Genomic DNA, 13,992 nt, shown 5'->3' on the forward strand with positions numbered 1-13,992 from the left:
GACGGCTTCCGGCGGAGAGGGAGGACGGGGATGGGGTGGCGAGGGCGCCGGCGGGACGGACGAGGCGAGCTGATCGTGCGGGGATCCTCCGAAGACGCGGCGGTCGTGACCGTCCCCCTGGAGATCTCGACGTCCTACCGGGCGCGGACGAAAGGGCTGCTGGGCCGGGACTCGATCGACGGGGCGATGCTGCTGTCACCGGCGAGCGGAGTGCATACCTTCCGGATGCGGATACCGATCGACGTCGCCTACCTGGACCGCCGGCTGACCGTCGTCGCCGTCCGCACGATGAAACCGGGCCGACTGGGCCTGCCCCGACTGCGGGCCCGCCACGTGCTGGAGGCGGAGGCGGGGGCGATGGCGGGGTGGGGGGTTCGGGTGGGGGTGGAGGTGGAGGTACGGGTGGAGGGGCCGGCTTGAGAACGGGCACGGGGCCGGCCGCTCGGGCTCCGTCTCACTCCTGGGTCCGGGGGAAGGACACCTCCACCCGGCGGTTCTTCTTCCGTCCCGCCTCGGTGGAGTTGTCGGCGATCGGGTACTGCTCGCCGTAGCCGCGGACCTCGAAGGTGACGCCGGGGTCGTTCAGGTCCTGGTCCAGGACGGCCTGGACCGCGTTGGCGCGCTGCTTGGACAGGGTGTCGCCGTGGGCGGAGGAGCCGAGGTTGTCGGTGAAGCCGAAGACGCGGACCCTGGCCGAGTTCTGCTTCTTGATCTCCTCGGCGATGACCGCGATACGGGCCTTCGCCTCCGCGCTGAGCTTGGCGCTGTCCTTGTCGAACAGCACCTCGGCCTGCAGGGCGAAGGTCACGTCGGCGTTGGTGTCCTCCCTGCGCTCGTCCCCGCTCTGGTCCTCCACGACCGACTTGATGTCCAGCACCTTCGGCTCCGCCAGGGTGGCACCCTCGGGCAGCTTCAGATCCGGGTCGGTGGGGTCCACCTTCACCGGCGCGGTGGCGGAGGGTTCGGTGCCGGGGGGTTCACTGGGGTCCGTGTCGTCGGCCCGGGCCGCGGGGGCGCCGTGCAGACCGGCGATGAACAGGAGGGCGGCCGCGAGGGTGCCGGTGAGACGGGGCGTGGTGGTCACTTGAGCCTCACCCGGAGATCTGGATGCCGGCGCTGGAGAACGTGGGTAGTTGGAGGGTCACCTCGGTGGTGTTCCCGGGTGGGGAGGGGAACTGCATGAACACCGGCAGGGACTGACCCGCCTGGAGTGTGCCGAGCCCTGTCGTGGTGAGGGGGCGGCCTTCTGTATCACGCAGTACGTAGTAACGCTTCTTGCTCTTGGAGTCGACGAGAGTGGCGCCGCCCAGGGAGGGGCCGTGCTTGACGACCTCCGTTTCGTCGCCACTTGTCTGAGCAGGAACGACGACCGACTTAGCCGCGTCGTTCTTCAAGTTGCCGTTCACGGTGACGAATCCACCGGAATCCCGTTGGGCGGAAGTGATCTGGAGAATCAGCCCGCTGGTTCCCTTGAGTTCCGCCAACGGCTGCTCCGACTGGCCCTCTTGAGTACTCGGGTTCGGTCCACCGTTGCTGGAGGCGGGCGTGGAGGTCTCCGGCCGCTTGCCGTCGTCATCGCTCCCACCGCAGCCCGCCACGCCGACGACCATGCCGACCGCAAGGGTCAATGCGACCATCCCAGTCTGGACCTTCGCAGTGAACCTCATGGCTCCGCTCCCCTTTTCACTCATGGTTCAGTTGTCAATCGGCCAGGTGGACGTCGAAGAGATCCTCGGGCTTGGGTAGCCTTGCTTGGTCATCAGGGTCCAGCTCCCAGACCTTGCCGTCGCAGTTGAGCTTGGGCAGCACGTCGGCTTCGGCGTCCTCGCCCGGGGGGTCGAACGTACACAGCGGCTTGATCTCGGCAATGGCAGAAGCCGCCGACTGGATGCTCTCAGTGTTGGGTACGACGGAGGCACCGACCGATTTATTGGTTGTCACTTCCGTCTTGAACCTCAGGGGTGAGAGCGGATGGCAACTGTCCAGGCGGGCGTCGTTCTGGGCTGCAAGCTGTCCGGCACGCCAGCACGAATCCGCTACTTCCGCTTTCCCATGGAAGATGTCCTGCCACTTGGTGGGGTCCTGCACGTCGTCCAACCACAGACCCGCCAGCTGATTCCGTTCGTCCTGGGCTGCCGCCAGTGCTGCCGCGTCGGCCGCGGTCTGCGCGCCGCTCCGGTTCACTGAAGCTTGACCGACCGCCAAGTAGGCGAAAGCAAGAAAGAGCAGGCCTGCCACCACCGTGATGTAGATGGGGAAGGCCTGCCCCGCGTCGTCATGCCCACGCGAACGCATCAGGTGATTTCGTTGATCTTCTCCTGAATCTTGTTGAGGATCGTCTGGCCGATGTTCGTACCCGTGATCGCCAGCACGATCGCCACAACCACCGCGATGATCCCGAGGTACTCGACGGCGGTCTGCCCCTTGTCGTCGCTGCGACGCTGCATGGCCACCATCAACTTCATCATCCAGTCGCTCATGGTGCTCCCCTCCGGCTTCGCTTCGGATCCCGCAAACGTAGGACCCCACCCACCCCCCGCCGAAGGGCCCCAGGGCCCAACCCCGGGCCCATCGGGGGTCGTCGCTGCTGGTGCGTGTCGGCATGTCAGGCCACCCCCAGCCACTTGGCGGCTGCCTGGGACCTGGTCGTGGTGTGGAGCTTGGCGAAGATGCGGTTGATGTGGTTCTTGACCGTTTTCTCGCTGATGAAGCAGGCGGCGGCGATCTGCTGGTTGGTCATGCCGGACGCGATGAGGTCCATGATCTCCGCCTCCCTCGTGCTCAGCCGGAACCGCGACCGGAACGACTGTCCCACAGATGGTTGCAATCGCGAAAGAGGATGAGTGGGTATCTCGCCGCAAATCGCGGTCAGTTGACCGGGGCCGTGTGCAGGTGCACTCGCTAGCAGCTCGGTCAGTAACGCCCTCGCCGCCCCCGGTGTCACATGCGGCCGCCCTTCTCGTACGTCCCGTACCGCCCGCACCAACTGCTCCGTCGTGAACTCGCCGTGCACCAGGTATCCCCCCGCCCCCAGCCGCAGCGCCTCCCGCACGGTCTCCGCCTCGTGGCTGTAGGTGAGCATCATGACGGGGGCGAGCCGCACCAGGTGCGGCAATGCCGAGATTCCGTCGACCCCCGGCATGCGGACGTCGAGGAGGATGACGTCGGGCCGGTGCTGGAGTGCCGCCTCGTAGGCTTCGCGGCCGTCCGTCGCCTCCGCCACCACGGTGGTGTCCGCACGGCCCGAGAGCAGCGCGGTCAGGCCCGCGCGGACCACGGGGTTGTCGTCGGCGACCAGCAGCCGCAGGGGTGGGGCAGCGGGCGTGGGCGGCGGGAAGTCGGGCCGGGGGTGGGCGTGCCGCGTCATCGGTGCCTCCTCTCAGGTGTTCCGGGGGACGGGTCCACAGGGCTGGCGGGGACGGGGAGTTCCACCCGCACCTCTGTTCCTCGTGCGTGGTTTCCCCGGCCGATGCGGATGCGGGCGCCCGCCTGTGCTGCTCGTTCGACCATGCCGAGGAGGCCGAAGTGGCCCGAGGTGCGCAGGCGCTCGAGCGTGGTGCCGGGCGGCAGGCCGGTGCCGTCGTCGTGGATGGTGAGGCGGAGCAGGCCGCCGTGGACCGAGACGCGTACGTCCACATGGGTCGCGGAGGCGTGGCGGTGGGCGTTCTCCAGCGCCTCCGCGGTGATGGCCAGGAGGTGGCGGGTCAGGGGGGCAGGCAGCGGAGGGAGGGCGGCGGGGTCGGGGTCCGGCCGGTGGCAGGTGACCGGCAAGCCGGTTCTGGCTGTGAAGTCGCGGGTGGTGCAGGCCAGTTCCTGCCAGGCCGTTGGCTCCTCCGGGCCGGCCGGCCGCTCCCGGCGCAGGTCGGTCAGCAGTTCTCGTGACTCCGTCGCCGCTCTGCGCGCCGAGCGGGACACCAGCTCCGCCTGCTGCCTTATACGGGCGGGATCGGGTGCGTCGGCGGAGGCGGTCGCCGCCAGGCCGTCCGCGGCGAGGGCCACGCCGTACAGGGTCTTGGCCACGGAGTCGTGCATCTCGCGTGCCAGCCGGGCGCGTTCCGCGCTCACCGCCTCCGCCGCCGCGAGGCGCGCCTGCACCGTCGTCAGGGCCTGGGTCGCGGCGCCGAAGCGGAGCATCAGGTTGCGCAGGGTCGAGCCCATGGCGCCGGCGATGACGCACAGGCCGGGCAGGAGCAGGGCCTCGGCGACAGGCGCGTGCCGGTCGGCCTTCAGGGTGGCGTGGACGAGGAGCAGGATCAGGGACTGCAGGGAGGCGAAGCAGGCCGCGCCGCGCCAGCTGTAGACCAGGCCCGCCAGGAGCGGGGTGCAGACGCTGACGTAGGCGAGGGTGGTGTCCGGGCCCGCCGAGATCAGCAGAAGGGAACCGAACAGGGTGTCGGCTGCCAGGAGGCTGGGGTGGCGCAGGAGGAGCGGGCCGAAGCGTTCCCAGTCGCGGAAGAGGGCGTAGGACACCATGAAGGTGACGACCACGGCCGCGCCGACCAGGCGGGCGCCCAGGCCGGGGGCGGCGTTGAGCAGGGCGGCGGGGGCGGCCAGGGCGATCATGGCGAGCCGGAAGCCGAAGACCTGCCGGCACATCGCCTGCAGTGCACGGACCTGGATCTTCTCGGACGGCTCGCTCGGCGGCACCGCGCGGTCCGCCCCGGCCCCGGCCGCAGGCGCCCTACGGTCCACGCCACCCTCGACCGGCGGCCCCGCTCCGTCAGTCCCACCCGCTCGGCCCGGGCGAGCGAACCAGCCGGTGCCCCGCCTCAGCCACTGCGCTGAGGGCGCTCCTGCGACGCGGCCCCCGCGTCCCGTCAGCCCTGTCACCGTCATGGCCGTCTCACTCCCCCGTGAGCGAACCGAAGTCCACGCCGGAGCCCAGCAGCAGGCCCGCGCCCAGGAGGAGCATCGTCGCCGGGACCATGAACGTGGTGATCATCAGCGTAGCCTTGGGCACCGCGCGGGCGGCCTTGCGGCGGGCGTTCTGGGCGTCGGTGCGGCGCATGTCCTTGGCCAGGGAGACCAGGGTGTCCACGATCGGGGCGCCCAGTTCCTCGCCCTGCTGCAGTGCCGTGACGAACATGGCCACCTGTTCGGAGTCGTTGCGGCGGCGTAGTTCCGCGAAGGCCTGGCGGCGGCTCATGCCGAGGTCCATCTGGCGGAGGGTGATGCGGAGTTCGTCGGCCCACGGGCCCTCGTAGCGGGAGGCGACCCGGTCCAGGGCCTGGCGGAAGCCGAGGCCCGCGCTGACGACGACCGCCAGCACGTCCAGGAAGTCGGGCAGCGTGCGCTCGATGACGTCCTTGCGGACGCGGATCGCCGACCAGAGGCCGACCTCCGTCCAGAACGCGCCGAAGAGCAGCAGGAGCAGGGCCACCAACCACTGGCCGCGGAGCAGGAAGACCAGGAAGCCCACGCCGCCCAGTGCGCCGTAGACCGCGCGGCGGGCCGCGTAGCGGTCGATGGTCAGGCCGCCGGGGTTGCCCGCGAGGTCGATCTTGCGGCGGTACTTGGCGACCAGGCGGGGGCCCATCAGGCGCAGGACGGCCGGCGCGTAGCGCATGCCCATGCGGTCGATCACCGAGCCCACCGCGCCGGTGCGGGTGGCGCCGACCTCCAGGGCCACGGCGAGGTCGCCGGGGAGCTTGGCGTCGGCGCGGTACATGCGGATGCCGGTGAAGACGCCCCAGACGCTCAGGCCCATCAGCAGTGCGAGCAGGAAACCCATGGAGTCCGGCCCTCCTCACACGTCGATCCGGCTCAGGCGCCGGATGAGGACGAAACCGACGGCGTACATGGCGAACGCGATGATCACGCAGGCCTGGCCGACCGGCGAGCCGGTCATGCGTTCCAGGGCGCCGTCCTTGACACCGTTCATCAGGAACAGGGCGCCGACACCGAGGACGGGAACGGCGTACGAGGTCATGGTCACCTGGGAGAGCTGGGTGCGGATCTCGCGCCGGGTCTCCTTGCGTTCCTCCAGGGTCTCGGTCAGGTTGCGCAGCGCGGACACCACTTGGCCGCCCGCTCTGTTCGACAGGACGAGGGTGGTGACCAGGACGACCAGTTCGCGGGACGGGAGGCGGTCGGCGAGTTCACCGAGCGCGTCCTCCAGGGAGTGGCCGATGGCCAGCTGGTCGGCGACCTTCGCCAGTTCCTCTCCGGCCGGGGCCTCCAGTTCCTCGGCGGCCATGCCGATGGCGGTGCGCAGGGCGAGGCCGGCCTGGGTGGCGTTGGCCAGGATGCGGGCGAGTTCGGGGAGTTGGTTGATGAAGCGTTCGATGCGCTTCTGCCGCTGCCAGTTGAGGAACTGGACCGCCGCCCAGACGCCCAGCAGACCCGCGAGGGGGCCGAAGAAGGGGGCCAGGGTGGCCTGGCCGATCAGCCAGAGCGCGGCGACCGCGACGAGCATGTAGACGAAGAACTCGCCCGGCGTGACGTCCAGGCCCGTCGTCGCCAGCCGGAGTTCGAGCCGGCGGCCCGGGCGGGTACGGCGCAGCCGCCGGTCGAGGTCGCGGAAGCGGCGCCTGCGGCCGGTCGCCGGGGGCGGCCCGGTGTGCGCGAGCCGGTCGACGAGGGCGGCGCGCTGGGCCCGGCCCGCGGCGTAGGCGTGCAGGCCGGCCACCGCCAGGACGCAGGTCAGCAGCGTCACGCCGGTGGTGAGCTGGACGAGGGTGTGCAGTTCCATGGGGTGGCCTACCTGGCTTCTCGGGTGGCGAGCTGGTCCGCGGAGTGGGCGACGCCGAAGGCCTGCGGGACGGGCTGGCTCGCCATGTAGAGGCGGTCGGCGGTACGGCGGGGCAGCGGGAAGTACTGGAAGGTGCCGTACACGCGGCCGTCCGCGGTCATGGGCCGGGCGTCGAAGCGGGCCACGGTCGCCAGCCGGTACGGTTCCCCGCCGTGGCTGTCGAGCAGGGCGATCTCGGTGATGCGGCGGGCGCCGTCGGCGAACCGGGTCAGCTGGACGATGACGTCGACCGCGCTGTTGATCTGGTCGTGCAACGCCACGAAGGGGACCTCGACGTCGGACATGGAGGCGAGGGTCTGCAGCCGGGTGAGGGCGTCCTCGGCGCTGTTGGCGTGCACGGTGGCGAGGGAGCCGTCGTGGCCGGTGGACATGGCCTGCAGCATGTCGAGGGACTCGCCGCCGCGGACCTCACCGACCACGATCCGGTCGGGGCGCATCCGCAGGGAGTTGCGGACCAGGTCGCGGATGGTGATCTGCCCCTTGCCCTCCACGTTCGGCGGGCGCGACTCCAGGCGGACCACGTGCGTCTGCTGGAGCTGGAGTTCGGCTGAGTCCTCGATGGTGATGATGCGTTCGTGGGACGGGATCAGCCCGGAGAGGGCGTTCAGCAGGGTCGTCTTGCCGGTGCCGGTCGCGCCGGAGACGATGATGTTGAACTTGGCCTGCACCAGGCCCGCCAGCAGATAGACCATGTGCTCGTCGAGCGATCCGAATCCGATCAGCTCCTGCAGGGTGAAGGAGCGCGGGAAGCGGCGGATGGTCAGGATGGGGCCGGTCAGGGACAGCGGCGGGATGATGACGTTGACGCGCTCACCGGAGGGGAGGCGGGCGTCCACCATCGGGTTCGACTCGTCGACTCTGCGGTTGACCGTGGAGACGATCCGCTCGATGGTCTGCATCAGCTGGTCGGCGGAGGCGAACCGGAGCGGCAACTGCTCGACGCGGCCGCCGCGTTCGACGAAGATCGCGTCGGGGCCGTTCACCATGATCTCGGTGATCGACGCGTCCTCCAGGAGCGGTTCGAGGATGCCGAGGCCCAGTGCCTCGTCCACGACCCGGCGGATCAGCTGGGAGCGCTCCACCGTCGACAGCACCGGGCCCTCGCGGCTGATGATGTGCCCGAGCACCCGCTCCAGCCGCGCCCGGCGTTCGGCGGCGGCCAGCGAACTCATCTCCGCGAGGTCGATCTCCTCCAGCAGCTTGGCCCGGTAGGAGGCGACCAGGTGCCCGTCCTCGCCTCGGCTGCCGTGCTCCTCCGGAGTGTTGATACGTGCCCGCAGGCTCATGGTCCGCAGCTCCTCGGTCCTGGTCAGTGGTCGAGCGGCATGGTGGCGGTCTTGGTGGCGTCGCCGAGGCTCCAGACGATCTTGGGGATGCGGACGGTGGCGGTCACGGTGACCGAGCCGTCTCCCTCGGCGGCGGAACAGCTCACCTGCATGCCGCCGCTCACCGCGTCCGCGCAGGCCTGCTGGTACGGCTGCTGGAGGGACGCCGCCCGCGCGCCCGCGCGGGCCGCCGTACCGGCCTGCTCGGCGGCGTAGGCGACCGCGCCGATCTGGAACCCGGCCAGCCCCACGATCAGCAGGATCGGGATGAACCCGAGGTACTCGATGGCGACCTGTCCCCCGTCACGTCCGCGGCGGTACGTCATCTCAGCGCTTCACCTCCTCGACGGCACCGGCGTGGCCGTGCACCGTGACCGGGAAGTCGATCGAGCCCGGAAAGAGAACGGGGACCTTCAGCGACACGTCCGCGGTCACGTAACCGGTCCCGCCGCACTGGTCCACGCTGGCTCCCCCTCGCCACGCCCCTGACAGATGCTGCAGGGCCGCCTGCCGGCACACGCCGAACCGCTCCCCCCGAGGCGCCGCCGTCCCCGCTCGCACCCCCTCGTCGGCAGCATTCCCCGCGAGCGTGTAGGCGTATCCCACGAGTACGGCCTGCCACATGAGCACCAGCGTCAGGATGATCAGCGGGGCCATGCCCAGGAACTCGATGCTGACCTGCCCCCGATCCCCACCCGGCCGTCGTCTCACCGCGCCCTCACTCCTTCCGCCGCCGAAAGCTCACCGATCCCCGGTCGCCGCGCGCCCGTCCGCTCCCGCGATGCGAGGCGCCCTCGGCCGCCTTCACCAGCCCCAGCTCCCCCGCGAGCGCCCACAGGGCCTGCTTCACCGTGCTCTTGCCGTCCAGCTCATGGACCCGGCCGGCGTCCACGACCCCTTGCAGTTCCTTGAAGTTGGCGGGGACGGCGGTGCGGGCGAGGGCCGTACCGGTGATGCGCTGCACCAGGGCGGGCTGGATCTCCGTATGCCGCGAATGCCGGTTGACGACCACCGTCGTCTCCTCGGCCTTGCGGATCTGGAGCCGGTCCCACATCCGTACCGTCCGCTTGGCTGCGCGTACGGCGATGACGTCCGGGGTGGTGACCAGCAGGGCGGTGTCGGCCATCTCGACGGCCGCGGCTCCCGCCCCGCTGAGCTGGGAGCCGCAGTCGACGACGACGACCTCGTAACGGGAGCGCAGGGCGCTGACGATCTGCCGGGCGGCGCGGTCGGTGACCTCCTCACCGCGTTCGCCCTCGCCGGGCGCGAGGAGCAGGGCGAGGCCGGTGTCGTGGCGGAAGACGGCGTCGGCGAGGACGCGGGGCGAGATGTCGCTGATGGCGGCCAGGTCGACCACGGACCGGCGGAACTGGATGTCCAGGTAGGAGGCGATGTCACCGGTCTGGAGGTCGAGGTCGACCAGGGCGGTGGCGCGGCCGGAGGCCTGGGCGGCGAGGGCCAGCTGGATCGCGGCCAGGGTGGCGCCGGTGCCGCCCTTGGCGCCGCTGACGGTGACGACGGTGCCGCCGACGCCGCCGAACACCTCGGCGCCGTGGCCGAGGTGCCGCCGTACGCCGGTCGACCACTGGGCGACGGCCTGGACGCGGCCGGCGAGTTCCTCGTACGACAGCGGCAGCGCGACCAGGCCGCGGGCGCCGGAGTCCATGGCGGCGGCGAACAGGCCGGGGCTCGCGTCGGTGGTGACGAGGATGACGCCGACGGCCGGGAAGCGCAGGGCGACCTCGCGGATCAGCTCCAGGGCCGGGATCGGGCCGATGCGTTCATGGACGACGACCACTTCCGGGAGTTCGTCGATCGACTCGGCGGCGAGCCGGGCGAGGCTGTCGACCAGCTGGGTGGAGTCGGTCGCCGGCGGCTGCGGTTCGGCGTCGGGGAGCTGGCTGAGCAGGGTGGTGAGGGAGCGGACGGCGTCCGGGTCCGCGCCGGCCGGGAGGATCCTGGTGGGCATGGCCGCCTCTCACTTGTCCGTCGCGAGTTCGTAGGTGCGGTCCTTGTCGGGGACGCCGGTCTCGCTGCCGGGCGCCACCAGCGCGAGCCGGACGCGCTGGGCGAAGGACTCGGCGTAGGTGATGCGCTGGGCGTCGAGGGTGGACAGCGCGAAGGTGATGGGGACGGCCTCGGTGGGCTGCTGCTGGTTCTTGCTGCGTTCGGGATCGAGGGCGGTGATGTGACCGACGTCGAGGACACGGGCGTTGGTCACGATGATCTTCGACTGGTCGGGGTCGCCTTCCTTCTTCCCCTCGAAGGTGGCATAGACGTTGACGCGCGAGCCGGGCGTGATCTTGCCGGCGACGCCGGTCGCGGCGTCGATCATGATGGCGACCTCCTGCTGTCCGGGCTGGAGGGCGGGCTGGTCGACGATCATGTCGGTCTGGAGGAGGGAGCCGGCCCGCAGGGTGGTCACGGCGATCTTGCCCCGGATCTGGCGGAGGTCGGTGACGGCGTTGCCGGACAGCCACCGCTCGGGCATCTCGATCTTCTGGAACTGGTCCGTGTTCAGCGCGGTGTACGGCTTCACGTCGGACCTGACCCGGTAGGCGGTGACCTCGGGGCCGACCTTCGCATTCACGTCGCGGACGACGGACAGCACGCCGGCGAACGCGCCGAGAGCGCACAGGACCGACAGGATCAGGAGTATCACGCCGCGGCGCTGACGGGAGTTCATGAACCGTGCAACCTCATTGGGGGAATCGGTCGAGCGGGATGTGAGTGTCTGTGTCGGGCCGGTCGAACGGGATGTGAGTGCCGGTGTCGGGCGGGCCGGTCGGGCGCATCACGGGGGTCGGTGTCGGGGCGGGCCGGTCGGGCGGGCTACGGGTGGGGGCCGGTCGGGCGGGCGTGCGCGTCACGGCTGTCGGGCCGGTCAGGCGGGCGTGCGTTGTTCCAGGGCGCGGGGCGCGGGTGGTTCGTGGACGGGCGGGGTGGCGGAGCAGAAGACGCATCGGTCGCCGATGACGTCGAGGCCGCACCAGTGGCAGCTGGTCTGCCGCACGGACGTGACCAGCTGGTAGAGGACCGACAGATCGGCGAGGTAGCTGCAGAACTCGATCATCCGGCCGGTGCCCCACCACACCGGGGACTCGGCGGGCAGCGGGGTCTCGCGCAGGCCGTGCACCTTCCATGCCGTGCCGAGGCCCGCGGCCCAGTCGCTCTGCAACTGCCCCTTGGCGACGAGCAGCCAGGTGTTGAACTCGGGCCCCTTCAGCACGGCCCCGGGACCGATCCGCACGAGCTGCGGCTCGGGGTGGGCGAGGACCGCGAACTGGTTGCCCGGCACCCAGGACTTGGCGTGCGCCTTGAGCCCCACCGGGACGCGGTCCAGCTTGGCGACGGAGCCGAGGACGGCGCCGGCGTGGAGGTAGTGGGTGAGCAGCCGCCCGGCGGAGGCCAGCACGCCCGGGCTCAGATCGCAGGAGGCGAGCTGGCGCAGCTGGCGGGCCAGGACGGCGACGGCGAGGGGCGGCAGTTCGGGCCGGAAGAAGGCGATGCGGTCGCTCTCCAGCAGCGAGCGCAGGGTGTACAGCCGTCGTACGACGGGCTCGGGGGTGGCCGGTGAGCACAGGACGACCAGGTACCCGTACTGCTCGGTCAGGGCGTGCACCTCGGCGAGGGCCTGGTCCAGTGGCCGCCGGTCGAGGTCGCGCAGCACGACGGCGGGCATGGTTCGTTCGTCCTGCGCCGGCAGCGCCATGTCGGCACTGGTCACGGCAATGGCAGTTGGCACGCGCAGCTCCCCGCTCTTCCCACCCGCCGGCCCACCGGTGTCACTCCAGTGCGCCAGAACGACTTCATTGCGTGACTACGTGAGCACTGTATCCACGGCCGTATGACGGGAGAACAGCGTTTGTGAAGCTCGCGTGGAACTCTCTCGGAGCAAGTCCCGCCAAAACAGGACAGGTTGCGTCGCCGAGCGGAGACGGTTTTGGTCTGGACCTCTTGACACCCGGATTGGTCTGGACCAACTTGTAGGCCAGCGGTGGCCACCGTCTCACCACCTCCCCGTCGAACTCCCCCACCCGGAGGCTCCAGTGGAGCGCGCACCAGGCATACCCAGACCCCGCGGCCGGCGACTCGCCACGTGGTCCGCCGCCACCGCCCTCGCCCTCTCGGTCGCGGGCCTCGCCGCGGCCTCCCCCGCGTCCGCCGCGGACGTCAACAACGTCAAGAACGCGGGCTTCGAGTCGGGCCTGACCAACTGGACCTGCACGGCCGGCAGCGGCACGGCGGTTACCTCCCCGGTGCACGGGGGCACTTCCGCCCTGAAGGCGACCCCGGCCGGGCAGGACAACGCCCGCTGCACCCAGTCGGTGGCGGTCAAGCCGAACTCCACGTACACGCTGAGCGCGTGGGTCCAGGGCGGCTACTCCTACCTGGGCGTGACGGGCACGGGAACGACGGACGTCTCGACGTGGACCCCGGACACGACGAGCTGGAAGCAGCTGTCGACGACGTTCACCACGGGCTCCTCCACCACCTCCGTCACGGTGTACACCCACGGCTGGTACGGCCAGGCCGCCTACTACGCCGACGACGTCTCGGTGTACGGCCCCGACGGCGGCGGAGGCGGCGACCCGGCCCCGACCGTCCCCGCCGCCCCGGCCGGCCTGACGGTCTCCGGTACGACCGCCTCGTCCGTCTCCCTCTCCTGGTCCGCGGTGTCGGGCGCGGCGGGCTACAACGTCTACCGCGACGGTACGAAGGTGACGGCGGTGACCGGCACGTCGGCGACCGTGACCGGCCTCGCGGCCTCGACGTCGTACTCCTTCCAGGTGACGGCGACCAACGCGGCGGGCGAGTCGGCGAAGTCGGCGTCGGTGTCGGCGACGACGTCCTCCGGCACGGGCGGCGGAGGCGGCGCGCTGCCCAAGCACGCCGTGACGGGCTACTGGCAGAACTTCAACAACGGCGCCAGGGTCCAGAAGCTGTCCGACGTCCCCTCCGCCTACGACATCATCGCGGTGGCCTTCGCGGACGCGACCTCGACGCCGGGCGCGGTGGCCTTCAACCTGGACTCGGCCGGCCTCGGCGGCTACACCGTCGACCAGTTCAAGGCGGACATCAAGGCCAAGCAGGCGGCCGGCAAGAAGGTCATCATCTCGATCGGCGGCCAGAACGGCACGGTGTCGGTCAACGACGGGGCGTCGGCGGCGAACTTCGCCAACTCCGTCTACTCCCTGATGCAGACGTACGGCTTCGACGGCGTCGACATCGACCTGGAGAACGGTCTCAACGCGACGTACATGACACAGGCGCTGCGTGCGTTGTCGTCGAAGGCCGGCTCCTCCCTGGTCATCACGATGGCCCCGCAGACGATCGACATGCAGTCGACGTCGAACTCCTACTTCCAGACGGCCCTGAACATCAAGGACATCCTCACGGTCGTCAACATGCAGTACTACAACAGCGGTTCCATGCTGGGCTGCGACGGCAAGGTGTACAGCCAGGGCTCGGTGGACTTCCTCACCGCGCTCGCCTGCATCCAGCTGGAGGGCGGCCTCTCCCCGTCCCAGGTGGGCCTCGGCCTCCCGGCCTCCACGAGCGCCGCAGGCAGCGGCTACGTCTCCCCCACGGTCGTGAACAACGCCCTGGACTGCCTGGCCAAGGGCACCGGCTGCGGCACCTTCAAGCCGTCCAGGACCTACCCCGCCCTGCGCGGCGCGATGACCTGGTCCACGAACTGGGACGCGACGTCGGGCAACGCGTGGTCGAACGCGGTGGGGGCGCATGTGCACGCCCTGCCATGACCTGAGCGCCCGCTGACCCACAGCGCCTGCTGACCTGCAGCGCCCGGTGCCTTCGCGGCTCCGGGCGCTGTCGTGTGCGGCGACGGGGTTCGGCCATATCCGAGCGGCTGGGCGTGTACCGCGTTGCAGTCGCCAAGGCGCCGATGTGATG

At 70.6% G+C, this 13,992-nt stretch carries 16 protein-coding genes; 2 read left to right on the forward strand and 14 right to left on the reverse strand.

Annotated elements, in window-relative coordinates; translation table 11 throughout:
• Window positions 1-30 precede the first annotated feature (30 nt).
• A complete protein-coding gene (locus ACGFRF_RS10075) occupies window positions 31-420 on the forward strand; it encodes a DUF192 domain-containing protein (protein ID WP_393738122.1) in 390 nt (129 codons plus the stop codon).
• 34 nt (window positions 421-454) lie between these two features.
• Here the strand turns inward: ACGFRF_RS10075 and ACGFRF_RS10080 are convergent, their stop codons facing one another.
• From ACGFRF_RS10080 to ACGFRF_RS10145, 14 genes are all read right to left on the reverse strand, one after another.
• On the reverse strand, window positions 455-1,084 hold the full coding sequence (locus ACGFRF_RS10080) for an OmpA family protein (protein ID WP_393738123.1): 630 nt from the start codon (window positions 1,082-1,084) through the stop codon (window positions 455-457).
• 7 nt (window positions 1,085-1,091) lie between these two features.
• Entirely contained in the window at window positions 1,092-1,637 is a 546-nt protein-coding gene (locus tag ACGFRF_RS10085) for a hypothetical protein (RefSeq protein WP_393738124.1), read from the reverse strand.
• Window positions 1,638-1,701: 64 nt separating this feature from the next.
• The gene (locus ACGFRF_RS10090; protein WP_393738125.1) at window positions 1,702-2,295 is read right to left on the reverse strand and encodes a pilus assembly protein TadG-related protein; all 594 of its coding nucleotides are present in this window, start codon (window positions 2,293-2,295) and stop codon (window positions 1,702-1,704) included.
• On the reverse strand, window positions 2,295-2,480 hold the full coding sequence (locus tag ACGFRF_RS10095; RefSeq protein WP_393738126.1) for a Flp family type IVb pilin: 186 nt from the start codon (window positions 2,478-2,480) through the stop codon (window positions 2,295-2,297). Before ACGFRF_RS10095 ends, ACGFRF_RS10090 begins: the two co-directional genes overlap by 1 nt.
• A 125-nt stretch (window positions 2,481-2,605) precedes the next feature.
• Window positions 2,606-3,367 (reverse strand): response regulator, encoded by a 762-nt coding sequence (locus ACGFRF_RS10100; protein ID WP_393738127.1) that lies wholly within the window; start codon window positions 3,365-3,367, stop codon window positions 2,606-2,608.
• Window positions 3,364-4,596: a sensor histidine kinase gene (locus ACGFRF_RS10105; RefSeq protein WP_393738334.1), complete on the reverse strand. Its 1,233-nt coding sequence runs from the start codon at window positions 4,594-4,596 to the stop codon at window positions 3,364-3,366. The genes ACGFRF_RS10100 and ACGFRF_RS10105 overlap by 4 nt, the downstream gene beginning before the upstream one ends.
• A 247-nt stretch (window positions 4,597-4,843) precedes the next feature.
• Window positions 4,844-5,731, reverse strand: a complete 888-nt coding sequence (locus tag ACGFRF_RS10110; protein ID WP_393738128.1) for a DUF5936 domain-containing protein — start codon at window positions 5,729-5,731, stop codon at window positions 4,844-4,846.
• A gap of 15 nt (window positions 5,732-5,746) precedes the next feature.
• Window positions 5,747-6,691 (reverse strand): type II secretion system F family protein, encoded by a 945-nt coding sequence (locus tag ACGFRF_RS10115; protein WP_393738129.1) that lies wholly within the window; start codon window positions 6,689-6,691, stop codon window positions 5,747-5,749.
• A gap of 8 nt (window positions 6,692-6,699) precedes the next feature.
• On the reverse strand, window positions 6,700-8,037 hold the full coding sequence (locus tag ACGFRF_RS10120) for a CpaF family protein (RefSeq protein WP_393738130.1): 1,338 nt from the start codon (window positions 8,035-8,037) through the stop codon (window positions 6,700-6,702).
• A 23-nt stretch (window positions 8,038-8,060) separates the two neighbouring features.
• A complete protein-coding gene (locus tag ACGFRF_RS10125) occupies window positions 8,061-8,402 on the reverse strand; it encodes a TadE/TadG family type IV pilus assembly protein (RefSeq protein ID WP_393738131.1) in 342 nt (113 codons plus the stop codon).
• A 1-nt stretch (window position 8,403) separates the two neighbouring features.
• A complete protein-coding gene (locus ACGFRF_RS10130) occupies window positions 8,404-8,787 on the reverse strand; it encodes a TadE family protein (RefSeq protein ID WP_393738132.1) in 384 nt (127 codons plus the stop codon).
• Window positions 8,788-8,794: 7 nt separating this feature from the next.
• Window positions 8,795-10,045 (reverse strand): AAA family ATPase, encoded by a 1,251-nt coding sequence (locus ACGFRF_RS10135; RefSeq protein ID WP_393738133.1) that lies wholly within the window; start codon window positions 10,043-10,045, stop codon window positions 8,795-8,797.
• Between the two features lie 9 nt (window positions 10,046-10,054).
• Window positions 10,055-10,762, reverse strand: a complete 708-nt coding sequence (gene cpaB, locus ACGFRF_RS10140; RefSeq protein ID WP_393738134.1) for a Flp pilus assembly protein CpaB — start codon at window positions 10,760-10,762, stop codon at window positions 10,055-10,057.
• A 198-nt stretch (window positions 10,763-10,960) separates the two neighbouring features.
• Complete coding sequence (locus ACGFRF_RS10145) at window positions 10,961-11,821, reverse strand: hypothetical protein (RefSeq protein WP_393738135.1); 861 nt, start codon at window positions 11,819-11,821, stop codon at window positions 10,961-10,963.
• Between the two features lie 304 nt (window positions 11,822-12,125).
• On the opposite strand from ACGFRF_RS10145, the gene ACGFRF_RS10150 reads away from it, so the two are divergent.
• Window positions 12,126-13,841: a chitinase gene (locus tag ACGFRF_RS10150; RefSeq protein ID WP_393738136.1), complete on the forward strand. Its 1,716-nt coding sequence runs from the start codon at window positions 12,126-12,128 to the stop codon at window positions 13,839-13,841.
• The last annotated feature ends 151 nt before the right edge of the window (window positions 13,842-13,992 follow it).

Origin of the sequence: Streptomyces sp. NPDC048521, from assembly GCF_043199855.1 — a bacterium.
Lineage (GTDB): Bacteria > Actinomycetota > Actinomycetes > Streptomycetales > Streptomycetaceae > Streptomyces.